General features: G+C 71.9%; 25 protein-coding genes, 1 pseudogene and 1 riboswitch. Of the genes and pseudogenes, 4 read left to right on the top strand and 22 right to left on the bottom strand.

Annotation, left to right across the window (positions count from 1 at the left end; all coding sequences use genetic code 11):
- Positions 1–6 precede the first annotated feature (6 nt).
- Entirely contained in the window at positions 7–186 is a 180-nt protein-coding gene (locus tag V5E28_RS23080; RefSeq protein WP_336209107.1) for a hypothetical protein, read from the bottom strand.
- 64 nt (positions 187–250) lie between these two features.
- Between V5E28_RS23080 and V5E28_RS23075 the strand changes: the two genes are divergently transcribed.
- On the top strand, positions 251–634 hold the full coding sequence (locus tag V5E28_RS23075) for a MerR family transcriptional regulator (protein ID WP_336209106.1): 384 nt from the start codon (positions 251–253) through the stop codon (positions 632–634).
- Positions 635–711: 77 nt separating this feature from the next.
- Here V5E28_RS23075 and nusB read toward each other — a convergent pair whose 3' ends face one another.
- The 3 genes from nusB to V5E28_RS23060 are packed head-to-tail and all read right to left on the bottom strand — an operon-like array spanning position 712 to position 2,746.
- Complete coding sequence (gene nusB / locus V5E28_RS23070; RefSeq protein WP_336209105.1) at positions 712–1,122, bottom strand: transcription antitermination factor NusB; 411 nt, start codon at positions 1,120–1,122, stop codon at positions 712–714.
- A 1-nt stretch (position 1,123) separates the two neighbouring features.
- Complete coding sequence (gene efp, locus V5E28_RS23065) at positions 1,124–1,684, bottom strand: elongation factor P (protein ID WP_336209104.1); 561 nt, start codon at positions 1,682–1,684, stop codon at positions 1,124–1,126.
- A 24-nt stretch (positions 1,685–1,708) separates the two neighbouring features.
- A complete protein-coding gene (locus V5E28_RS23060; protein ID WP_336209103.1) occupies positions 1,709–2,746 on the bottom strand; it encodes a M24 family metallopeptidase in 1,038 nt (345 codons plus the stop codon).
- Between the two features lie 112 nt (positions 2,747–2,858).
- On the opposite strand from V5E28_RS23060, the gene V5E28_RS23055 reads away from it, so the two are divergent.
- Together V5E28_RS23055 and V5E28_RS23050 are read left to right on the top strand one after the other, a co-directional pair.
- Positions 2,859–3,089, top strand: coding sequence for a cellulase N-terminal Ig-like domain-containing protein (locus V5E28_RS23055; protein ID WP_336209102.1), 231 nt, complete (start codon positions 2,859–2,861; stop codon positions 3,087–3,089).
- Positions 3,026–3,439: pseudogene (locus V5E28_RS23050) on the top strand (glycoside hydrolase family 9 protein); the annotation flags it as partial. The gene V5E28_RS23055 and the pseudogene V5E28_RS23050, both read left to right, overlap by 64 nt.
- A 245-nt stretch (positions 3,440–3,684) precedes the next feature.
- Here the strand turns inward: V5E28_RS23050 and V5E28_RS23045 are convergent.
- Both V5E28_RS23045 and V5E28_RS23040 read right to left on the bottom strand, forming a co-directional pair.
- Entirely contained in the window at positions 3,685–5,082 is a 1,398-nt protein-coding gene (locus tag V5E28_RS23045) for a serine/threonine-protein kinase (RefSeq protein WP_336209101.1), read from the bottom strand.
- 290 nt (positions 5,083–5,372) lie between these two features.
- Positions 5,373–6,413 carry an LLM class F420-dependent oxidoreductase gene (locus V5E28_RS23040; protein WP_336209100.1) on the bottom strand — a complete coding sequence of 347 codons (1,041 nt, stop codon included), beginning with the start codon at positions 6,411–6,413 and terminating at the stop codon, positions 5,373–5,375.
- Between the two features lie 92 nt (positions 6,414–6,505).
- Here V5E28_RS23040 and V5E28_RS23035 point away from each other — a divergent pair, with 92 nt between their 5' ends.
- Positions 6,506–7,393 (top strand): endonuclease/exonuclease/phosphatase family protein, encoded by an 888-nt coding sequence (locus V5E28_RS23035; RefSeq protein ID WP_336209099.1) that lies wholly within the window; start codon positions 6,506–6,508, stop codon positions 7,391–7,393.
- Here the strand turns inward: V5E28_RS23035 and V5E28_RS23030 are convergent.
- From V5E28_RS23030 to V5E28_RS22955, 16 genes are all read right to left on the bottom strand, one after another.
- On the bottom strand, positions 7,379–7,939 hold the full coding sequence (locus V5E28_RS23030; RefSeq protein WP_336209098.1) for a nucleotidyltransferase family protein: 561 nt from the start codon (positions 7,937–7,939) through the stop codon (positions 7,379–7,381). The two genes, V5E28_RS23035 and V5E28_RS23030, sit on opposite strands and share 15 nt — an antisense overlap.
- Positions 7,940–7,948: 9 nt before the next feature.
- Positions 7,949–9,037, bottom strand: coding sequence for an XdhC/CoxI family protein (locus V5E28_RS23025; protein ID WP_336209097.1), 1,089 nt, complete (start codon positions 9,035–9,037; stop codon positions 7,949–7,951).
- Positions 9,030–10,097: a vWA domain-containing protein gene (locus V5E28_RS23020; protein ID WP_336209096.1), complete on the bottom strand. Its 1,068-nt coding sequence runs from the start codon at positions 10,095–10,097 to the stop codon at positions 9,030–9,032. The genes V5E28_RS23025 and V5E28_RS23020 overlap by 8 nt, the downstream gene beginning before the upstream one ends.
- A complete protein-coding gene (locus V5E28_RS23015; RefSeq protein ID WP_336209210.1) occupies positions 10,090–10,956 on the bottom strand; it encodes an AAA family ATPase in 867 nt (288 codons plus the stop codon). Before V5E28_RS23015 ends, V5E28_RS23020 begins: the two co-directional genes overlap by 8 nt.
- Positions 10,957–11,016: 60 nt before the next feature.
- Positions 11,017–11,469 carry a PH domain-containing protein gene (locus V5E28_RS23010; protein WP_336209095.1) on the bottom strand — a complete coding sequence of 151 codons (453 nt, stop codon included), beginning with the start codon at positions 11,467–11,469 and terminating at the stop codon, positions 11,017–11,019.
- A 19-nt stretch (positions 11,470–11,488) separates the two neighbouring features.
- Positions 11,489–11,959 (bottom strand): 6,7-dimethyl-8-ribityllumazine synthase, encoded by a 471-nt coding sequence (gene ribH, locus V5E28_RS23005; RefSeq protein WP_336209094.1) that lies wholly within the window; start codon positions 11,957–11,959, stop codon positions 11,489–11,491.
- Entirely contained in the window at positions 11,956–13,176 is a 1,221-nt protein-coding gene (locus tag V5E28_RS23000) for a bifunctional 3,4-dihydroxy-2-butanone-4-phosphate synthase/GTP cyclohydrolase II (RefSeq protein ID WP_336209093.1), read from the bottom strand. The genes ribH and V5E28_RS23000 overlap by 4 nt, the downstream gene beginning before the upstream one ends.
- Positions 13,173–13,844, bottom strand: a complete 672-nt coding sequence (gene pnuC, locus V5E28_RS22995; protein WP_336209092.1) for a nicotinamide riboside transporter PnuC — start codon at positions 13,842–13,844, stop codon at positions 13,173–13,175. Before pnuC ends, V5E28_RS23000 begins: the two co-directional genes overlap by 4 nt.
- The gene (locus V5E28_RS22990; protein ID WP_336209091.1) at positions 13,841–14,431 is read right to left on the bottom strand and encodes a riboflavin synthase; all 591 of its coding nucleotides are present in this window, start codon (positions 14,429–14,431) and stop codon (positions 13,841–13,843) included. The genes pnuC and V5E28_RS22990 overlap by 4 nt, the downstream gene beginning before the upstream one ends.
- Complete coding sequence (ribD, locus tag V5E28_RS22985) at positions 14,431–15,573, bottom strand: bifunctional diaminohydroxyphosphoribosylaminopyrimidine deaminase/5-amino-6-(5-phosphoribosylamino)uracil reductase RibD (RefSeq protein ID WP_336209090.1); 1,143 nt, start codon at positions 15,571–15,573, stop codon at positions 14,431–14,433. The genes V5E28_RS22990 and ribD overlap by 1 nt, the downstream gene beginning before the upstream one ends.
- 99 nt (positions 15,574–15,672) lie before the next feature.
- Positions 15,673–15,803, bottom strand: a riboswitch (FMN riboswitch).
- 87 nt (positions 15,804–15,890) lie between these two features.
- On the bottom strand, positions 15,891–16,700 hold the full coding sequence (locus V5E28_RS22980) for an oxygenase MpaB family protein (protein ID WP_336209089.1): 810 nt from the start codon (positions 16,698–16,700) through the stop codon (positions 15,891–15,893).
- A 96-nt stretch (positions 16,701–16,796) separates the two neighbouring features.
- The gene (rpe, locus tag V5E28_RS22975) at positions 16,797–17,456 is read right to left on the bottom strand and encodes a ribulose-phosphate 3-epimerase (RefSeq protein ID WP_336209088.1); all 660 of its coding nucleotides are present in this window, start codon (positions 17,454–17,456) and stop codon (positions 16,797–16,799) included.
- A gap of 80 nt (positions 17,457–17,536) precedes the next feature.
- Positions 17,537–19,033: an RsmB/NOP family class I SAM-dependent RNA methyltransferase gene (locus V5E28_RS22970; protein ID WP_336209087.1), complete on the bottom strand. Its 1,497-nt coding sequence runs from the start codon at positions 19,031–19,033 to the stop codon at positions 17,537–17,539.
- A gap of 185 nt (positions 19,034–19,218) precedes the next feature.
- Entirely contained in the window at positions 19,219–20,148 is a 930-nt protein-coding gene (gene fmt, locus V5E28_RS22965) for a methionyl-tRNA formyltransferase (RefSeq protein WP_336209086.1), read from the bottom strand.
- 2 nt (positions 20,149–20,150) lie between these two features.
- Positions 20,151–20,699, bottom strand: coding sequence for a peptide deformylase (gene def, locus V5E28_RS22960; protein ID WP_336209085.1), 549 nt, complete (start codon positions 20,697–20,699; stop codon positions 20,151–20,153).
- A 36-nt stretch (positions 20,700–20,735) separates the two neighbouring features.
- Positions 20,736–22,058 (bottom strand): hypothetical protein, encoded by a 1,323-nt coding sequence (locus V5E28_RS22955; RefSeq protein ID WP_336209084.1) that lies wholly within the window; start codon positions 22,056–22,058, stop codon positions 20,736–20,738.
- Positions 22,059–22,082: the final 24 nt, after the last annotated feature.

Genomic DNA, 22,082 nt, shown 5'->3' with positions numbered 1-22,082 from the left:
AGCCGTTCAGAGGTAGCGGGCGGGCTCCCACGGGTCGCGCGCCGACGACATCGGCACCGCCCGCGGCCTCGCCGGGTCCGCGATCCGCAGCTCGGCGTCCACCTGGGCGTCGAGCTGCAGTGGTATCAGCAGGATCTCCGGCGGCAGCCCCGTCCAGTACGGACGCCCTCGAGCCCGCGCCGCCACGAGCACCGCCCAGCGGTGGCCCTAGACTGCGACGTGAAGCGCGGTTCAAGCCAAGGGAGCGCGAATGCTGCTCGACATCGCCGAGGTGTCCCAGCGGTCCGGGCTGGCCCCGTCAGCCCTGCGCTTCTACGAGCGCAAGGGCCTCATCACCGCCGACGGCCGCAACGGCCTGCGCCGCGCCTACCGCGCGGAGACGCTGGACCGGCTCGCGCTGATCAGCTGCGCCCGCGACGCCGGGTTCACGCTGGCGGAGATCGCCGGCTTCCTGCGGGCCAGGCCGTCGGACACGGAGCTGCGCGAGCGGATGGCGGCCAAGGAGCGGGAGGTCGGCGAACGCGTCGACCAGCTCACCCGGCTGCGCGACAGCCTGCGCCACGCCGCCGTCTGCGAGCACGACCCGCTGGTGGAGTGCCCCGAGTTCAAGCAGGCCGTACGGCGCGCGCGGTGAGGCCGCACAGCGGCGTACGGCGGCGTACGAGGGCGTGACACGGGCAGCCGCGTGATCCTCGCGGCCGGCCCGTGCCGTCAGAGCGTCAGGCTGGGCTTGAGCTGCTTGAAGCGGGCCAGCAGGCCGTTGACGAACTGCGGCGACTCGTCCGTCGACAGCTCCCCCGCCAGGTGCACCCATTCGCTGATGACCACGCCCTCGGGGACGTCCGGCATCCACAGCAGCTCGTAGGTGCCGCCGCGCAGCAGGTTGCGGTCGACCGCGGGCATGCGGTCGAGGGTCCAGCCCTCGGAGTAGGTGGTGATCAGCTCGTCGATGCGAGCGTTGTGCCTGGCGACACCTTCGACGATGGCCGAGGTGTATTCGTTCACCGGAGGCTCCTGGCGCTCCACCCGCTCGCCGAGGATCTTCAGGGGGTCTTCGCCGCGCAGCTCGGCCTCGAAGAGGATGTCCAGAGCCCGCCTGCGTGCTTTGCCTCGTGCCGACACCTCAGGCCCGGCCGAGGTATTCGCCGCTGCGGGTGTCGACCTTGACCCGCTCGCCCGTGGTGATGAAGAGCGGGACCTTGATCTCGGCGCCGGTCTCCAGGGTGGCGGGCTTGGTGCCGCCGGTGGAGCGGTCGCCCTGCAGGCCCGGCTCGGTGGCCTCGATGGTCAGCTCGACCGCGGCGGGCAGGTCCACGTAGAGGGCGGAACCCTCGTTGAAGGCCACCGTGGCGAGGGTGTTCTCGAGCATGTAGCTGGCGGCGTCGCCGACCGTCTTGCTGGGCACGTTGACCATGTCGTAGGTCTCCGTGTCCATGAACACGAAGTCCTCGCCGTCCTTGTAGGAGTACTGCATCTCACGCTTGTCGACGTTGGCCACGTCGACCTTGACTCCGGCGTTGAAGGTCTTGTCGACGACCTTGCCGGAGAGCACGTTCTTGAGCTTGGTGCGCACGAACGCGCCGCCCTTGCCCGGCTTGACGTGCTGGAACTCCACGACGGCCCACAGCTCACCACCGTCGAGCTTCAGCACAATGCCGTTCTTGAGGTCGTTGGTCGTCGCCACTCGTTCTCTCCCGCGTGTGGCCGCTCAAAGAACGAGCAGCTCCTTGGTCGTCTTGGTGAAAAGTTCCGCCCCGCTCCCACGTGTCACGAGAGTGTCCTCGATGCGAACGCCGCCCCGGCCTGGGAGGTAGATCCCCGGCTCGACGGTGATCGGAACTCGGTCCTCTAGTCTACCGGTACGTGAAGGGCCCAGGAACGGCTCCTCATGGATCTCCAGGCCCACCCCGTGGCCGAGGCCGTGGCGGAAGTGGTCACCGTGGCCGGCGAGTTCGATGACGGATCGGGAGGCGGCGTCCACCTCCTTGGCCTGCGCGCCGGGCAGGACCGCCGCGCAGCCCGCGCGCTGGGCCTCGGCGACCAGGTCGTAGATCTCGCGCTGCCAGCCGGCGGGCTCGCCCAGGCAGACCGTGCGCGTCATGTCGGCGTGATAGCCCTGGTAGAGGGCGCCGAAGTCCATGGTCACCAGGTCGCCGGAGCGCAGCTCCCTGTCCGTGGGGGCGTGGTGCGGGATGGCGCCGTTCTCGCCGGCCGCGACGATGGTCTCGAAGCCGGGCTTGTCGGCGCCGAGCTCGATCATGCGGGCGTCGAGGAGGCGGGCGAGGTCGCGCTCGGTGACGCCCGGCCCGATGTTCCGGGAGATGTCGGCGAACGCCTGGTCGGTGATCGCGCAGGCCGTGCGGACGAGCTCGAGCTCGTCGTCGTCCTTGACCGTCCTGAGCCGCTCGACCAGCGGCTCCAGCGGCACCAGCCCGCCGCCCAGCCGGTTGAAGGTGGCCACGCTCATGCTCGCCGCCTCGATGCCGACGCCCGGCGCGGCGAGCCTGCTCGCCACGTCGGTCGCCTCCACCGCCTTGACGTCCAGCCCGTGCGTCTTGTCGATGTAGCGGTTGTCGGTCACGAGCAGCGCCGAGCCGTCGGCCCTTACCAGGACGGCGGCGTTGGAGCTGGCCAGGCCGGTGAGGTAACGCACGTTGACGCTCGAGGTGACCAGCATGGCGTCGACCTCGTGCGCGGGCAGCATGGCCGCGAGCCGAGCCCGCCGCTCCTGGTAATTGACGGTCATTTCGCCAATGTACGTGTATCGCCCGCCCTGTCACTATTGACGACTCACGCCACGTACGATGAACGACCCTAGGGAGCGGTTAGGAAGGTTTCCTAACTAGACAGGAGAGCCGATGCGGAACGCCCTGGCGATCGGGTTGACGGTCGTGACCGTGGCAGGCCTCATGACGGCCGCGAGTCCGGCGCTGGCGCGGCCGGAGGCGTCCGGCCACATCCGCGTCGATCAGGTGGGGTTCGCGCCCGGCGAGAGCAAGCGGGCCTACCTGATGACCCGCACCGGATCCGCCGGCGCCGCTTTCAGCGTGGTGGACCAGCGCGGGCGCGAGGTCCTCGAGGGGACCTGATCACCGGCCTGCGCCGGGCCGCCGCCGTCCGGCCGGAGGTCACGGAGCGCGCCCTGCTGGCCGATCTGCGGGCACAGCTCGACATCGGCACGGCCAGGGCCGCCAAGGACCCGTTCGGCGCGGGCGCCGCCTACGACGCCTTCGACTCCGTACCGCACGCCTTCGGCCTGGCGACCTCGCGCCTGTACCGCTCGGTCAGCGGGGACGGCGCCTACGACGCGTTCGGCACCCGGCAGCGCGGCTGGGCGCTCGGCGCCAACCCCTGGGGCGTGTCGTTCGTCGCCGGGGTGGGCGAGAGCGCGGTCCGCTGCCCGCACCACCAGATCGCCAACCTCACCGGCAGGCCGCCGGCGGTTGCCGTGGTGAACGGCCCGAACGCGACCTCGCTGTTCGAGGACGGCCTCGGCGACCACCAGGACGGCATGCTCCCTGCCCGGAGGGCGGCGCGGACCCGTACGCGGCCTTCACGGGCAGGGGCGGCAGGTTCGTCGACGACGTGCGCTCGTGGCAGGCGTCGGAGCCGGCGGACGACTTCGCCGCCGTCGCCCTGTACGCGCTCACGCTCATGTCGCGGGACTGACCTCGATCGCGGGCGCTATCTGAGCCGCCACTCGTCCAGCCAGGACGACAGGGGGCCGGCGCCGGTCATCTCGCCCTTCTCCCTGGCCCTGAGAAGGTCGCGCATGACGTCCTCGAGCTGGCCCTGTCCGGCGGCGACGTTGCCTTCGGCGATCTTACGGCCGGCCTTCCTGATCTTTTCCTGGGCCTTGCTCGCCGTACGCGGGTCGATCCCGCCCAAGGTCATCTGGCTCTGCACCGCCTCGTCGAACCGCTCCGCCCAGGTCTTCCAGCCACCGGGCGGCTCGCCGACGCCGACGGTGCCCTTGGGATTCGGCACGTCCGTCTCCCGCAGGCCGGTGGGCTCCGAACTCGGCAGGGCGATGGTCGCCTTCGGTGTCGGGTCCGTGCTCGGCGTCCGGTCCGGGGTGGACGTCCCGGTCGGTGCGAGCGTCACGGTCGGCGTGGGGGCGGCGACGGGCTCCTCGTCCCCCATCCCCGCCATCACCACCATCGCGACGGTGACGGCCACGATCGCGCCCACCGCCACCCCGAACTGGATGAACAGCCGCCCGTTGGAGGAGTCCTTGACGGGCGGGGCGAGCTCGGCGGCGTCGAAGACCGCCGTGTCTCCGGCCCGCGGGACCGGCGGCTGGAACTCGGGCGCGGGACTCGCCACCACCTTGGCCCGCGGCCTGGCGATGCCCGCCAGCGTCCGGCGCAGCGACTCCCCGCTGGCGGGCCGCTCGGCGGGGTCCTCGGCGAGCAGGGCGAGCACCAGCCGGTCCAGTTCCTCGGGCACCTCGGGCCGCAGCGAGCTCGGCGCCTGCCCGGCGGGGGCCTGCCCGGTGAGCAGCTCGTAACAGATCACCCCGAGCGCGTACAGATCCGCCGCCTCGCCACCACGCCCGTCGAGCTGCTCGGGCGCCCGGTAGCGGCGATCGGCGTCGGTGGCCTCCTGCTCGGCCAGCCCGAACCCGACGACCTTCAACACCCCGCTGCCGGCCAGCCGGAGGCTGTCGGGCTTCACCTGCCCGTGCACCACTCCGGCCCGGTGCGCCGCGTCCAGCCCCGCCGCGGCCTGCCCGACCAGATCGCACACCTCGACGACCTTCATCGGCCCGCGGGCGGCCAGTTCCTCGCCCAGGCTGGGCCCGGTGAGGAACTCCATCACCAGGAACGGGGCGCCCTCGTGGTCGCCGACGTCGAGCACCATGGCCACGTTCGGATGGATCACCCGGGCGACGGCCTGAGCGTGCTGCCTCAGCACCTGCCTGGTCGCCGCCCCTACGGCCTTGGCCCCCAGCATCTTCACGGCCACGGTCCAGTCTGCGCGGGTGTCGTACCCCCGCCACACCTCGCCCATCGGCCCGCTGCCGATGCGCTCATCAAGCCGATACCGGCCCGCGATCAGAGAGGGCGTCGCGTCGGACATATCTCCGCCAATACTCAGCAAACATCAGTTTCCGACCAACCATAGAGCCCGTCGCCCGATCTTCGGCTCGCAACGCGAAACGCCCCGCCCTCCCAGGGGAGGACGGGGCGTCCCGACGCGTGCGTACCGGTGTGCAGGTCGCCTCTCGGCGAAAGGCACAACGCGGCTCCAGCCGAACGGTAGTCCGCGAAGGCGATATAGGTGAGGCCCGGGGACACTGGACACACCGGCCACGCCTCAGGTAACCAACTCCCGCGGCCGGACATTCCCCGGCGCCCGTCCGCGAGGCGTCAGGAGGCGATCTCCTTGATGGTCTCGATCAGCCGCACCCGCTCCTCGTGCGTCTTTCCGAAGGGGGCGACGTTGAGCGTGGTGACGCCCGACTCCCTCATCGCCTGCACCCGGTCGCGGACGAACCCCTCGCTGCCGATCAGCGACATCTTCTCCAGCAGCTCGTGCGGGACGAGCGCCGCCGCCTCGTCCTTCTTGCCGTCGAGGTAGAGCTCCTGGATCTGCTCGGCCTCCTTCTCGTAGCCGTAGCGCCTGGCGAGGTCGTTGTAGAAGTTCCGGCCCTTGGCGCCCATGCCGCCGATGTAGAGGGCCGCCATCGGCCGCCCGAACTCCAGCAGCCCGCTCACGTCGTCGCCGATCGCCAGCGAGGCCTGCGCGATCACGTCCAGCTCGCCCAGCTCCGGGTCCCGCCTGGCCTTGCCCGCGGCCAGCGACGCCCCCCATACGTCGGCGGCCTTCTCCGGCATGTAGAAGATCGGCTCCCAGCCCTCGGCCAGCTCCGCGGTCAGCTCGACGTTCTTGGGGCCGATTGCCGCGACCACGATCGGGATGCGGGACCGTACCGGGTGGTTGATGAGCTTGAGCGGCTTGCCGAGGCCGGTGCCCTGGTCGGCGGGCAGCGGCAGCGTGTAGTGCTTGCCGTCGTACTGCAGGCGCTCGCGCCGCCACACCTGGCGGCAGATCTCGATGACCTCTCGGGTACGGCCCAGCGGCGCGGTGTACGGCACGCCGTGGAAGCCCTCGATCACCTGCGGGCCCGAGGCGCCCAGGCCCAGCGTGAAGCGGCCGTCGGAGACGTAGTCCATCCCCGCGGCGGTCATCGCCAGCAGCGTCGGCGTGCGCGAGTAGATCGGCAGGATGCCCGAGGCGATCTGCAGCCGCTCGGTCCTGGCGGCGATGTAGCCCATCTGGCTGACGGCGTCGAAGCTGTAGGCCTCGGCCACGAACACGATGTCGAGTCCGGCCTTCTCGTAGTCGGCCAGCTCGGCGACCGTCTCCTTGAAACCGCCCGAGTAGTTGAGTGCCATACCGATGCGCATGCCGGGCTCCCGTGAACCGAATGATGTTCCGTTGCGATGGCAAAAGGTTAGCGCGTCGGCGTGTCGGCCAGCGAGCCACTAGCTTGGTCAGGGTGTTGAAAAGGGTCGTCATCGTGGTGTCCGCCGTGCTGGCCGTGGGGCTGGCGGGGCACCGGTTCATCCCGGTACTGGGCGGGTTCACGCCGGTCATGGAGAGCGTGCTGCCGTGGCTCGGGTGGATCGTGCCGCTCCTGCTCGTGGCCGCCGTCCTGGCACGTTCCGCGGTGGCCACGGTCACCGCGCTGGTGCCCGGGGTGGTGTGGGCGGCGATGTTCGGCTCCACGCTGCTGCAGTCGCCGCCCGGCGGGCCGAGCGACCTGTCGGTCGGCACCGTGAACGTGGGCGTGCGCAACAACGCCTCCGGTGAGGCGGTGCGGGCCATCGCCGACGACCTGGACCTGCTGGCCGCCCAGGAGCTCACCCCTGGCGGCCCGGCGGCCAAGCAGCTGAACAAGACCTACAGGCATCGCTACGCCGTGAGCACGGTCGGGCTGTGGAGCCGCTATCCGATCACCGAGCGCAAGCCACTGGACGTTGGCATGGGCTGGGTGCGGGCGCTGCGCGCGGTGGTGTCCACGCCGAAGGGCAAGGTCACCGTCTACGTGATGCACCTGGCCTCGGCGCGGCCAGGGCAGACCGCCTCCCGCGACACCTCGCTGGCCCAGGCGCGCAAGCTCGTCGACGCCGACACCAGCAAGCGGCTCCTGCTGCTCGGCGACCTCAACACCGCCACCACCGACCGCGGGATGCGGGGGCTGACGCCGCCGCTGACCGACGCGCAGACGGCGGCCGGAGACGGGTTCGGCTTCACCTGGCCCGCCGATTTCCCCATCACCAGGCCCGACCACATCCTGTTCCGCGGGATGACGGCGACCCAGGCGGGGGTGGCCCCGGCGACCGGCAGCGACCACCGGGCCGCCGTCGCCTCACTCCGCTTCTAGCAGCTTCAGATCCTCGGGCGTGTCGATGTCCGCCGGGTCGCCGGGGCACGGCACGTCGGTGACCAGCTCGGGATGGGCCGCAAGGAACGGCCGCGCGCCCACGTCGCCCCGCGCCATCGCGGCCACCTCGGCGAAGTGCCGGCGGCCGATCAGCACCGGGTTCCTGCGCCTGCCGCCGTAGGTCGCGACGGCCACCTCGGCTCCGGAGGCGATCAGTGCGCGCACCGCCTCCGGCCGCACGAACGGCTGGTCCACCAGCGCCACCACGACGGCCTCCGCCTCGGCGGGCAGCGCCGCCAGGCCGATCCGCAGGGACGAGCCCATGCCGTCGGGCCAGTCGGGATTGCGTACGGTCACCGCCCGGCGCACCTGCACCGTGGCGGCGCCCAGCACCACCACGACGGGATGGCAGCCGCCCTCCTCCAGCAGCCGCACGCCGCGGTCGACCAGCCGCTCGCCCTGATGTTCCAGCAACGCCTTGGGCCTGCCCAGCCTCGCGCCCTGACCGGCTGCGAGCAGCAGCCCGGCCACCCGGAATCGCCTCATGCGCTGCCCCTATCCGTCGTGGTGGATGCGGCCCTCGGTGTGGGTCAGCGGCCGTCCCGACCCGCCCCAGCGGAGCTGGATCAGCTCGGCGGCGATCGCCACGGCCGTCTCCTCCGGGGTTCGCGCCCCGAGGTCCAGGCCGATGGGCGAGCGCAGCCGAGCCAGCTCGTCCTCCTTCAGGCCCGCCTCGCGCAGCCTGGCCAGCCGGTCCTCGTGGGTGCGGCGCGAGCCCATCGCGCCCACGTAGCCGGCCTCGGTGCGCAGCGCCACCTCCAGCAGCGGCACGTCGAACTTGGGGTCGTGGGTCAGCACGCAGATCACCGTGCGCTCGTCCACCTGCACCGTGGCCAGATGGTCGTGCGGCCACTTCACCACCACCTCGTCGGCCTCCGGGAAGCGCTTGGGGGTGGCGAAGACGGGCCGGGCGTCGCACACGGTGACGTGGTAGCCGAGGAACTTGCCCACCCGGGCGACCGCGGCGGCGAAGTCGATCGCGCCGAACACCAGCATGCGGGGCGGCGGCGCGAACGAGTGCACGAACACCGCCAGGTCGTCCAGCCTCCGCTCGCCCTCGCCGCCGTAGTGCCGGATGCCGGTCAGGCCCTGGGCCAGCATGCCGCGCGCGTCGTCGTCCACGGCCTCGTCGAGCCGCCGCGGGCCGAGCGTCCCCGCGGAGCGGTCGGGCCAGACGATGCGGCGGGCGCCGATGCGGCCGGGTCCGGACAGCACGGTGGCGACGGCGACGGGCTCGTGCGTGTCCACCGACGCCGCGACCTCTCCCAGCTGGGGGAAGGTCTCGATGGAGATCGGCTCGACGAGGATGTCGATGATGCCGCCGCAGGTGAGTCCCACGGCGAACGCGTCGTCGTCGCTGACCCCGTACCTCTGCAGGACGGGCGTGTCGATCTCGGTGGCGAGCTCGAACACCGCGCCCTCCACGCAGCCGCCCGACACGCTGCCGACCACCTCGTCGCCGCGCACCGCCATGGCCGCGCCCGGTGGCCGGGGCGCGCTGCTGAACGTGCTCACCACCGTCGCGAGCCCGAACCTGAGCCCGGATCTCCACCAGCGCATGATCTCCGGCAGCACGTCACGCATGGGCGAGCCTTTCGCTGAGTTCCTCGTAGGCGGCCAAGCTGTGACCGGCGACCAGGTCGTCGAGGTACGGCAGGGCGGCCCGCATGCCGCCGGTCAGCGGCTGATAGTCCTCATACCCCTTGTGTGGATTGACCCAGATCACCCGGTGCGCCTGGCGGGCCAGCCTGGCCATCTGCGTGCCGAGCAGCTCCGGATCCCCGCGCTCCCAGCCGTCCGAGGCGATCACCGCGATCGCGCCCCGGGCGCTGTGCCGGACGAGGAACTCCCTCAGCTCCTCCCCCAGCCTGGTCCCCCCGCTCCAGTCGGGGATCGCCCGGGACACCTCGTTCAGCGCGGTGCCGGGGTCGCGGTGGCGCAGCTCGCCGGTGATCGCGGTGAGCCTGGTGCCCACCGAGAACACCTTGGTGGCCCGCGGCTCGTTCCTGACCAGGGCGTGCGCGAACCGCAGCAGCGTCTCCGCGTACGGGGACATCGACCCGCTGACGTCGACGAACAGCACCACCCGGCGCGGCCTGGTGGTGTGCCGGCGATGCCGGAGCGTGGCCACCTCGCCCTTCTTGAGCGCCTCGCGGATCGTGCGCCGCTGGTCCAGCGCCCCCCGGTGCGCGCTCTCGTAGCGCCGCGACCGCCTGCTGGCGCGCCCGCTCCTGAGCATCGACAGCATCCGGTGCACCTCGGCCCGCTCGGCGTCGGTGAGCCTGGCCACGTCCCGGTGCCGCAGGACCTCGGTCCGGCTGGCGGTGGCGGGGGCCGCCTCCCCCTCCCGCCGCTCGCCCTCGGCGGCCGCGGCGGTGTGCCGGGTGACGGACGTCGTCCCGGCGCGGCTCACGGCCGCCCTCGCGCCGCCGAAGTACGCGGCGAAGCACCGGTCATAGCGGGGCAGGTCATCCGGTCCCGCGCAGAGGGTCAGTCTCCCCGCCCAGTAGACCTCGTCCTGCGCGGTCACATCGAGATGGTCCAGCGCCCGCAGCAGGTTCTGGGCCCGCTCGTGGTCGGCCGCCACCCCGGCCGCCCGCAGCGTCCTGACGAACCCGGTGAGGGTGCCGGCCAGCTCATTCATGCCGGAGCAGCCCGTTGCCCAGGACGCGCTCGACGTCCTCGCGGTACTTCAGCGCGGCGCCCAGCGAGGCCGCCGCACGGTCCGGATCCAGCTCCTTGGCGCCGAGCGTGAGCAGCGCCTCGGTCCAGTCGAGCGTCTCGGCCACGCCGGGCGGCTTCACCAGATCGGCCCGCCGCAGCCGCTCGGCCGCGCGGGCCACCTGCATGGCCAGGGTCTCCGTGCACGCCGGCAGGCGGCGCAGCAGGATCGCCACCTCACGGTCGAAGCTTGGATGCTCCAGCCAGTGGTAGAGGCAGCGCCGCTTGAGCGCGTCGTGCACCTCTCGCGTCCGGTTGGACGTCACCACGACCACCGGCGGCGTGGCGGCCGTGATCGTGCCCAGCTCGGGGATGGAGATGGTGAAGTCGGACAGCACCTCCAGCAGGAACGCCTCGAACTCGTCGTCGGCCCGGTCGATCTCGTCCACGAGCAGCACGCTCGGCTGCGTCTCCAGGGCCTTGAGCAACGGCCGCGCGATCAGGAACCTGCGCCCGTAGATCTCGCCCTCGAGCCTGCCCACGTCGGTGATCCCCGCCGCCTCCGCGGCCTTGAGATGCAGCAGTTGCCGGGCGAAGTCCCAGTCGTAGAGCGCCTGAGCGGCATCGAGCCCCTCGTAGCACTGCAGGCGGATCAGCGGCGCCTTGAGCAGCGCGGCCAGCGTCTTGGCCAGCTCGGTCTTGCCGACCCCTGCCTCCCCTTCGAGAAACAGCGGCCGCCGCATCCGCAGCGCCAGAAAGGCGGCCGTGGCCAGCCCCTCGTCAGCCAGGTAGGCATGCCGGTCGAGCAGTTCGGTGAGCTGTTCGGGCGACTCGATGTCCATCGCCCTGATTGTCCGCCGCAGCACGCCTTCAGGCTACGCGCCCGGCACTTTCTTGGACATTCATCGTTCGCGCGCCTCGCCGCGTTCGTGGATCAGCGCGGCCAGCTCGGCGGTGGCGCGGCGGGCCAGGGGCTTCTCCGACCCCTGGATCCCCATGGCGCCGATCGTGCGGCCGTCGGAAAAATCGATCTTCGGCCACGGATCCCCCGTGAGCAGGGTCACGTCGAGCACCTCCGGCCAGGTGTAGCGGTGGGTGCGCAGGGCGTTGACGACCGTGATGCCCTCCTCGTCGGCATCCACCCGGACCCGGCCGAGCAGGTGGAGCACGTAGGCCACCGCGCCCCCGAACGCCACGATCGCCAGCCGGTCGGGGAGCTTGAAGGGGGCGGCGATGAGAACGGCCATCACCATCGCCCCGATCACGATCAGCACGGCGAAGCCGTAGGCGACGATCCTTCCCCGGCGCGGGCGCCAGGTGACAGGCAGGGGCGGAGGCGGGACGGGCTCAGACACGGACGAAATTTACCGCAGGTCAGTCGAGGGTCCGCAGGAGGAGGGCGGTCTCCAGCGCGGCGATCGCCGACTCGTACCCCTTGTCCTCCTTGCTTCCCGGCACCCCGGAACGATCGAGAGCCTGGTCGAGCGACTCGCAGGTGAGCACGCCGTTGCCGACGGGGGTCCGCTCGTCGAGCGAGACCCGGGTCAGACCGGCCGTGACCGAGTCGCAGACGTAGTCGAAGTGGGCCGTCTCGCCGCGGATGACCGCGCCGAGCGCCACCACCGCGTCGCAGCGGCGGGCCAGCGCCTGGGCGACCACCGGGAGCTCCAGCGAGCCCGGCACCCGGACGACGGTGGCGACGGCACCTGAGTCGTCACAGGCCTGGACGGCCCGCGCCACCAGCTGGTCAGTGATCTTGGCGTGCCAGCTCGCCGCGACCACGCCGACGGTCAGTCCAGCCGCGTCCGGCACGGCCGTCGCCGCCGGGCGTCCATCGCCGCTCATGAAGCCTCCGAGATGATGTCATGGCCGAGACGGTCACGCTTGGCCTCGAGATAGCGCTCGTTGTAGGGGTTGACGGCGACCGGCATCGGCTCGCGGCCGAGAACCTTGATGCCGTAGCCGTCCATGCCCTTGAGCTTGGCCGGGTTGTTGGTGAGCAGCCGCACCGACTTGACGCCGAGGTCGGCCAGGATCTGCCCGGCGTTGGAGAACTCGCGGGCGTCGATCGGCAGCCCCAGCTCGAGGTTGGCGTCCACGGTGTCGACGCCGCCGTCCTGCAGGCTGTAGGCCCTGAGCTTGGCGAGCAGGCCGATGCCGCGGCCCTCGTGCCCGCGCAGATAGACGATCACGCCGCGGCCCTCCTCGGCGACGGCGGACATCGCGTGGTCGAGCTGCACGCCGCAGTCGCAGCGCAGCGAGCCGAAAACGTCACCGGTCAGGCATTCGGAGTGGGCCCGGACCAGCACGTTCTCGCCGCCGTCGAGGTCGCCGTAGACGAGCGCGACATGCTCGCCGCCGTCGAGGGCGCTGGCGTAGCCGTAGGCCCGCCACATCCCGTAGGCGTTGGGCAGGTTGGTCTCGGCGACCCTGGTGACCATGCTCTCGGTCCTGCGCCGGTGGTCGACGAGCTGCTCGATGGAGATGAGCGCCAGGTCGTGCGCGTCGGCGAACGCCCGCAGCTGCGGGAGCCTGGCCATGGTGCCGTCGTCGTTGACGACCTCGGCCAGGACCCCGGCGGGGCTCAGTCCGGCGAGCCTGGCCAGGTCCACGGCCGCTTCGGTGTGGCCACGCCGCGCCAGCACGCCGCCGTCGTGGTAACGCAGCGGGAAGATGTGCCCCGGGCGGACGAGCTCGTTCGGCTCGGTGGCGGAGTCGGCGAGGGCGCGGATGGTCCTGGAGCGGTCGGCCGCGGAGATGCCGGTGGTGACGCCGTCGCGGGCGTCCACACTGATCGTGTACGCCGTCCGCAGCCGCTCCCTGTTGTGCACGACCATGAGGGGCAGGCCGAGGCGGTCCAGCTCCCTGCCCTCCATGGGCACGCAGATCACGCCGCTGGTGTGCCTGATCGTGAACGTCAGCAGCTCGGGGGTGGCCTTGGAGGCGGCGAAGATGATGTCGCCCTCGTTCTCGCGGTTCTCGTCGTCGACGACCACGACGGCCTTGCCGGCGCGGATGTCCTCGACGGCCCGCTCGACCGGATCGAAGATGATGTCGCTCACGAGGCCACCGCCATCCGGCTTCCCGGCTCGCCCGCGGCACCGCGGTATTCGCGCAGCCACTTGACGAACCCGACGAGGACGAGCACGAAGAACACCGCGTAGACGGAGCCGGAGACCACCAGCCCCGAGCTGAACGCGAGCGGCACCCCGACCAGGTCGACGGCCACCCAGACGATCCAGAAGTCGACCAGCGCCCTGCCCTGCGCCCAGGTGGCGACGGCGCTGCCGACGAAGATGTAGGCGTCGGCGGCCACCAGGAACGCGCCCTTCGGCAGCGGCTCGTGGGCGCCCCACGACAGGCCGGTGACGTAGAAGAACAGCCCGACCAGCACGGTGCCCGCGAGCATGACGGAGATCATCAGCAGCCGCTCCCGACTGCTGGCGGGCCTGACGGCGAGCTCCCTGCCACCCTCGGTGCCGCGGCGCCAGGCCCAGAAGCCATAGACGGCCAGGACCCCGAACAGCACCTGCTTGAGCGCGTTGCCGGTGATGCCGGCGTTGACCGAGGCGATGAACAGCAGCACCGAGGCGGTGAACTGCACCGGCCAGGTCCACATCGACTTGCGCATGGCGAACAGGACGGTGGCCAGTGCGGCGATGTTGCCGACCAGGTCCGTCCAGAGCACGTGTGTGCCGAACACGTCGAATCCGGCATCGGCCCAGTTCACTGCCTGACCACCAGCCTTTCCACATACTTCGCGATCACGTCGACTTCGATGTTCACCAGGTCGCCCACCTGGCGCTCGCCCATGGTGGTCAGTTTCAGCGTGGTGGGGATGAGGCTCACGCCGAAGCTCTCATCGTCAACAGTCGTCACGGTCAGGCTGATTCCGTCGATCGCGATCGACCCCTTCTCGGCCACGTAGCGGCTCAGCGCCTCCGGCAGGGAGAACCGCAGGTTGTCCCAGTTAGTGCCGGGCTGCCTGGACAGCAGCACGGCGGTGCCGTCGACGTGGCCCTGGACGATGTGGCCGCCGAGGCGCTGGTCGGCGCGCACGGCCCGCTCCAGGTTGACGGCGGAGCCTTCGGCGAGGGCGCCGAGGGAGCTGCGGTCCAGCGACTCCTTGATCACGTCGACGGTGAACACCTCGCCCCGCACGTCCACGACCGTGAGGCAGACGCCGTTGACGGCGATCGAGTCGCCGTGCCGGGCGTCGGAGACGACGATCGGGCCGCGCACGGACAGCCTGGCCGAGTCGCCGGCGGGTTCGACGGCGACGACCTCGCCCTTCTCCTCGATGATTCCGGTGAACATCACTTCTCCCTGTGTTGTGGGGGCACGGGCCGGGCGGTGAGCCGCAGATCCGGCCCGATGCGGGAAACCTCGTCGAAGACCAGGCGGTGCGCCTGGCCGATGCTGCCCACCCCGGCCTGTCCCAGCGCGGCGGGCCCGGCGCCGAGGAGGGCGGGCGCGACGTAGGCGACGACGCGGTCGACGAGCCCCTGCTCGACGAAGGAGCCCGCGAGCGTGGGGCCGCCCTCCAGGAACACGCTGACGACCTCGCGCGCGGCCAGCTCCTTGAGCAGGGCGTGCAGGTCCAGGCCGCCGTCGTGGCGGGGCAGGCGCAGGAGGTCGGCGTCGAGGCTGGTGACGGCGTCTTCGGCGATCGCGACCAGCGTGGGCGCCTGGCCGTCGAGCACCCTGGCATGCGGCGGAGTCCTCGCACCGGTGTCGACCACGACCCGGAGGGGACGGCCGCTGACCGGGGCGGGACCATCAGGAGCCGCCGCCGGGCGGGCGGTGAGGCGGGGGTCGTCGGCCAGGACGGTGCCGATGCCGGCGACGATGGCGTCGCAACGGGCGCGCAGGCGGTGGACGTCGGCCCTGGCCTCGGGAGAGGTGATCCACTGGCTGGTGCCGTCGGCCGCGGCGGATCTGCCGTCGAGGGTGGCGGCGAGCTTCCAGGTCACGTGCGGCCGGCCGAGACGGGCGTAGGTCAGCCACTCGGCGTTGACCCGCTCGGCCTCCTCGGCGAGCAGCCCGGACGCCACGTCGACGCCGCCCGCCCGCAGCCGTGCGGCGCCCCCGGCGGCCTTCGGCGTGGGGTCGGGAACCGCGATCACCACCCGGGCGACGCCCGCGTCGAGCAGTGCACGGCTGCAGGGGCCGGTCCTGCCGGTGTGGTCGCAGGGCTCGAGCGTCACGTAGGCCGTGCCGCCGCGGGCGCGTGCCCCCGCCTGGCGCAGGGCCGCCACCTCCGCGTGCGGGCCGCCCGCGTACGCGTGGAAACCCTCTCCCGCGACCGCACCGCCGGCGTCGAGCACCACGCAGCCGACGACCGGGTTGGGGCTGGTGCCGCCGTGCCCGCGCGCGGCCAGCTCGACGGCGCGCGCCATGTGCGCGGCGTCGACGCGTGACGCGCCGGTGTCCGCGGCGTCCTGGGTGTCGTCCTCCACCCCGGGCCTCCTACTCGCCAGTAGCTCCAAGCCATGGCGGGCCCCGGGGGGTGCGGTGCACGAACGCACCACAGTGGCGCCCGGCTTGACGCCGGACACCCGCGTGCTTCCTCCCATCCGGACTTTAACCGTCGGTCCCGGAATTTCACCGAGTCAACCGGCCGATGGCATCGGCCGGGTCGCGGACTGTCACCGCCGGTTCGGACTTTCACCGACCCCGGAGCACGCTAGCTCTGTTGTTCTCATAGTCTGCCACGCGCGTGAGAACGCATGCGACCACCCCTACTTTATCAACCAAGCGCCCGCTAATACAGCGGTCAGGCGGCCATGATCCGGCGCGCACGGCGGGCGTCCGGGGAGTAGCGCACGCCCGCAGGCACCAGAGCCAGCCCGGTGTGCAGGGCACGCAGCGTGGTGGTCGCCCACAGGTCGCCGACCGGGGTGGCAGGCAGGCCGTACAGTCTTCTGGCCCAGCGCGGCAGGGTGGCGAAGGCCAGCAGGGTGAGGGCGGGGAGCGCGGGCTTGAGCGGGGTGAGAAGCCGCGGCAGTGGCGCCTTGAGCGACAGCCGCAGCGGGTGGGCCGCCTCGGGCACGAACCTGAGCCCGGGGCGCTGCGCCTCGATGTAGTCGCGCATCTCGCCGACCGTGCCCGGCACATCGGCCGGGTCGAGGCCGACCACCTCCGCGGCGCGCCGCCATTCGGCCACGAACGTGTCCGCGTCGGCGTCGCTGAGCCGCACGCCGGCCCTGCGGGCCACCGACAGGTAGGAGTCGACCTCGCCGACGTGAACCCAGCGCAGGCCGTCGGGCTCGTCCAGCCGGAAGCGCTCGCCGGTGTCGGGATCGTAGGCGGTCAGCTTCGCGTGGATCTTGCGGACCCGGCGGCCCGCCTTCTCGACCTCCGCCCGCGTGCCGTAGGTACGGACCCGGACGAACTCGGTGGTGCGCATGAAACGGGACCACGCCTCGGCCGGGTCCATGAGGGCGGAGTTCTGCAGGACGCCGCGCATCGTACGTGGATGCAGGCCCTGGATGAGCAGCGCCCGGAACCCGCCGACCAGCAGGATCGGCTCCCCCATCACCCGCCACGTGACGGACTCGGGGCCGAACAGTCCGAGGTCCTCCATAAGTAAGTGGTTACCCACGAAGCAGGAGGTGTATGTCAAGACTGTGCCGCAGTTAACCGCTTTTCGCCGGATCTCGGAGCCGTCCGGCGCTCCTGCTCAGGCGGCGCCCGAGGCCAGCGATCGCAACGCGTCGACGGCCGCCACCCGGTCGCCCGCGCCGTACACCGCGTTGCCGGCCACGAACACGTCGGCGCCCGCCTCGGCGCAGCGCTCGATGGTCTCGGTGGACACGCCGCCGTCCACCTGCAGCCACACCTCGCCGCCGCGCCGCTCGATGAGCGCCCGCGCCCGGCGGATCTTGGGCAGCACCATGTCGAGGAACTTCTGCCCGCCGAACCCCGGTTCCACGGTCATCAGCAGCAGCATGTCGATCTCACCGATCAGATCCTCGTACGGCTCCACGGCGGTGGCCGGGTTGAGCGCGAGCCCGGCCCGGGAGCCGAGCGAGCGGATCTCGCGCAGCGTGCGCACCGGCGCGGAGGACGCCTCGGCGTGGATGGTCACGCTGCCCGCACCGGCCTCGGCGTAGGGCGGGGCCCAGCGATCGGGGTCGGTGATCATCAGGTGGCAGTCGATCGGCAGCGAGGTCGCCTTCAGCAGCGCCTCGACGACGGGCAGCCCCAGGGTCAGGTTGGGCACGAAGTGGTTGTCCATGACATCCACGTGCAGCCAGTCGGCGTTCGGCACCGCCGCGGCCTCGTCGGCGAGCCTGGCGAAGTCGGCGGACAGGATGCTGGGCGAGATCTGTACGGCCATGATGCTCCGAGTCTATTGAACGGTCTCCCGCGGGACAGGACTCCCGCGCTCCTGACGGCGCCCGAGAACAGTGCCTGGGATCAGTGGTCCTGCCCCGTCTTGCGCAGCAGCGCCAGGAACATCGCGTCGGTGCCGTGGCGGTGCGGCCAGAACTGGACGTGCGGCCCGTCACCCAGCCCGTCGACCTCGGGCAGGTAGTCGCGAGCGTCGAGCTGCTCCACGTCATCGCGGCGCCCGGCCACGTCGCCCACCACGACCCGGGTCTCGGCCAGGTGCGGCGAGCAGGTCACGTACGCGACCACGCCGCCGGGGCGCACCGCGTCGAGAGCGCCGTCGAGCAGCCGCCGCTGCAGCCTGCCCAGCTCCGCGATGCTCGACGGATCGCGCCGCCAGCGCGCCTCGGGCCGGCGGCGCAGCGCCCCGAGCCCGGTGCAGGGCGCGTCGAGCATCACCCGGTCGAACACGCCGGGCCGCCACGCCGGCTCCGTGCCGTCGGCGGTGATCACGGCGGCGTCCCTGGTGGTCTGCCAGACGAGCCGCGCCCGGTGATACTGGACGTCGCTGGCCAGCACGCGTGCCCCGCCGGGGAACGCCTCGATCGTCTCCTTCACCGCGGCTGCCGGAGCGTCGGCGGCGCGAGCGCGCCTGGCCTCGGCGCTCAGCCCTTCGAGGTCGCCGTGGGTGGCGATGGCGTCCAGCAGGCCCGCCTTGCCCCCCGGCCCCGCGCACAGATCCAGCCAGAGCTCGTCCTGCCCGTCGAGCGGCACCCTGGTCAGGGCGAGCGCCACGAGCTGGCTGGCCTCGTCCTGCACGGCGGCGCGGGTCTCGGACACGGCCCGGATCTGTCCCGGGTCGCCTTCAGGCAGGTAGGCGGCGTACGGCGAGTAGCGGCCCGGCTCGGCGCCCGTGTCCTCGAGCTCCTCGACCGAGCTGCGCCCCGGCCGCGCCACGAGTGTCACCAGTGGCCGGGCGTTGTCGGCCGCCAGCAGGTCGGGCGTCTCGTCCGCGGCGCCGCCGAGCGCGTCGCGGAAGGCGCTGACGATCCACCGCGGATGGCTGTGGGCGACGGCCAGATGACCTGCCGGGTCCTCGGCGGCGTCGGGCGCCACGATCGGCACCCACTCGTCGATGGTCCTGGAAGCGATCTTGCGCAGCACGGCGTTGACGAACTTGGCCGCTCCCGCCCCGATGCGCAGCCGCACCAGATCCACCGTGGTGCCGACCGCCGCGTGCGGCGGGATGCGCATCTTGAGCAATTGGTGGGCGCCAAGTCGCAGCGCGTCGCGCACGTCGGGGTCGGGCGCCCGGTCGCTGCACATCTCGATGATGGCGTCGTAGGTGCCGAGCCCGCGCAACGTCCCATAGGCCAGCTCTGTCGCGAGCGCGGCGTCTCGCCCCTTGATGCCACGCTCACGCAGCATGCGCGGCATGAGCAGGTTGGCGTACGCGTCGCGCTCGTCGACGGCGCGCACCACGTCGAAGGCCGCGTTGCGCGCCTGATCGCGCGCGGGCCCACGTGGCCTCGCCGTACGGCCTGCGCCCCTGCCTCCGGACGGCCGATCCCCCCGTGCCTTCATGACCTCCGACTTTCCTTACGCTTGCGGCGGCAGCCTGTCGAGAACCTCACCGGGCAGCGCCTCCACATCGACGATGCCGGTCTTGGGCCCTCCGGCACCGCGGGCTGTCCATGCCATCGCCTGTGGCGAGCGGTCCATCACCCGGTGCCGCCGCCGGGGCCGGTGTCAGCGGTCCGCACCGTCGCTCACGTGAACTCCTCTGTGCTCCCCGAGCGTATCCCCCGGGCCCACTCACCAGCGCTCATCAGCCGCTTGCCCTGCGGCTGGACCTCGCCCAGCTCGACCGGGTCGGTGGCCGTGCCGACCAGCACGCTGTGCTTGCCGGCGGCGATCTCGCCGGGCGCGAGCCGCTCCTGGGTGGCCGCGATCCGCACCGGCCCGAGCTTCACCCGCTGCCCCCGGAACTCGGTCCACGCTCCCGGGCTCGGGGTGCACGCGCGGATGAGCCGGTCGACGCGCATGGCGGGGCCTGTCCAGTCGACGCGGGCGTCCGTGACGTTGATCTTGGGAGCGACGGTCACCCCGTCGGACGGCTGGGGGCGCGCCTCGAGCGTGCCGTCCTCGACGCCGTCGAGCGTGGCGGCGAGGAGTCCGGCGCCGGAGATCGACAGCCGTTCGAGCAGCGAACCGCTGGTGTCGCCGGTCCTGACCTCCTCGGTGACCACGCCGTAGACGGGCCCCGCGTCGAGCTCCTTGACGATCCGGAACGTCGTGGCGCCGGTGATCTCGTCACCGTGCAGGACGGCGTGCTGCACCGGGGCGGCGCCACGCCAGGCGGGCAGGATCGAGAAGTGCAGGTTGATCCACCCGTGGCGGGGCACGTCGAGCGCCGACTGGGGCAGCAGCGCGCCGTAGGCGACCACGGGGCAGCAGTCGGGCTCCAGGGCGCGCAGCTGCTCCAGGAACGCCGGATCGCCCGCCTTGGCCGGACGCAGCACCTCGATGCCCGCCTCCTCGGCCAGCTCCGCCACCGGCGACGGGTGCACCTTGCGCCCGCGCCCGGACTGGGCGTCGGGCCGGGTGACGACCGCGACCACCTCGTGGCGTGGCGAGTCGATCAGGGTACGCAGCGACGGCAGCGCCGTCTCGGGCGTGCCCGCGAAGACCAGGCGCATCCTCAGAGTGCCTTTCCGCCGGTGGCGTGCGGGGAGAACCTGACCTGGGGGGCGTCCGCGCCGTTCCACTCGGCCTCGCGGATGGCCTTCATCGCGAGCTTGCGCTGCTTGGGGTCCATGCGGTCGATGAACAGGATGCCGTCGAGATGGTCGGTCTCATGCTGGAAGCAGCGCGCCATCAGATCGGTGCCTTCCAGCACGATCGGCTCGCCGTACACGTTGAAGCCCTTGGCGACGGCGCGGATGGCGCGCGGGGTCGGGAACGACAGTCCTGGGAAGGACAGGCAGCCCTCCTCGCCCTCCTCGTCGACGTCCGCGGACAGGTCGAGGTCGGGGTTGATGAGGTGGCCGAGCTGGTCGTCGACGTAGTAGGTGAACACGCGCAGGCCGACGCCGATCTGGGGGGCCGCCAGGCCCGCGCCGGGGGCGTCCATCATCGTGTCGGTCAGGTCTTTGACCAGCTTGCGGAGCTCCTTGTCGAAGTCGGCCACCGGAGCCGCCGGGGTGCGCAGCACCGGGTCTCCGAACAGCCGGATCGCCTGGATCGCCAAGGGGGTCACTCCTGTTCGTAGGTGGATCAATCCAGTTTAGTGTGCGAGCGAGCGGGCCTTCATCGCCGCTTTGCGTGCGGCCTTGACGACGGCCTGATCGTCGTGGGCGCCGGCGAGCATCTCGAGCACGGCGATCGTGTCGGGGTGGCCGATCGCCGGCATCTCGACGATGAGCTTGATCAGCTCGTCGCCGGGCTCGGGCGTGTCGAGCCTGCCCGCCGCGTGCCCGGACAGGTGCATCAGCGCCGCCAGCGAGTCGACGGCGATCCAGGTGTGGTCCTCGGAGCTGAGGGTGGGGGCCTCGAGGTCGCGGATGTGCAGCCAGGACGCGGCGTAACGGCGCATGAGCGGCAGGTCGAGCGCCTCGCGCAGGGGCTCCTGGGCCTCGGGCCCGAGCTCCTCCAGGATGGCGCCGACGGCGCCGCGCTGCCCTGCCGTGCCGTCGGCGGCGATGGCGATCAGGCCGCGGGCGGCCTCCTCCGGCGAGCGGCGCTCCAGCCAGCCGGCGACGGCGCTCTGCGTGGCGGAGCCCTGCACCAGAGCCTCGACGAGCTCGATGGCGGACAGGTCGGCGAAGACCTCGACCTCGGCGGCGGTGGGCGCGTCGTGGCCCTCGCGCAGCAGGTCTCTCCTGATGGCCCAGACGCCGAGGGGGGTGAGCGCGGTGCGGCCGGAGGCGGTCTGCTCGACCAGGCCGCAGTAGGTGAGCAGCGACAGGGCCTCCAGGAGCTCGGCCGGGAGCGCGGCGGCGAGCCTGCGCATCTCGACCTGGCCGGGGTCGCAGGCGACCTCGTGCGACTGCAGGATGCCTCTGGCCAGGTTGGCGATGGCGACGCCGGACCGTACGGAATAGATCGTCGCGAGCATCTCGGCCAGGTGGCCGTCGACCACGACCGAGCCCGTCAGGCCCTCTTCGGCCCGGTCGAGCACGTCCATGACCACGCCGTCCCAGAACTCCAGGGTGGCCTCCAGCGTGAGCAGCTGCGGCAGCGGCCCTCGGGAGGCCTGGCCGCCGAGGATCTGGAGCAGGCCGGTGTTGACGGCCACGATCCAGATGAGGCGCAGCCGGGTGGCGTCCAGCCCGAGCTCGGCGACGGCGGCCCGCGCGTCGGCCTCGGGGAGCAGTCCTTCCGCGGTCACCAGGCGGGTGCCGGTCCAGGCGGTGAGCCGGATGGCGTCCGCCACCAGCGGCACCGTGGGGATCGACCGCGCCAGCTCCGCGTCGTCCGCGAGCGTGACGGGCGGGAAGGTGAGCGCCTCTTGCTCGACGGGGGTCTCCTCAGGCGGCCGGGGAGGCACGACGGCCTGCTCATCGATCAGCTTGCGCAGCTCGGCGAGGTCGAAGACGTTGTTTGCCACCCACGAAACTTACTGCACAGGAGT

Origin of the sequence: Nonomuraea sp. LPB2021202275-12-8 (assembly GCF_037044575.1) — a bacterium.
Classification (GTDB): Bacteria; Actinomycetota; Actinomycetes; order Streptosporangiales; family Streptosporangiaceae; genus Nonomuraea.
The sequence above is the reverse complement of the archived record's forward strand: the minus strand, read 5'-3'. Positions and strand labels throughout refer to the sequence as shown.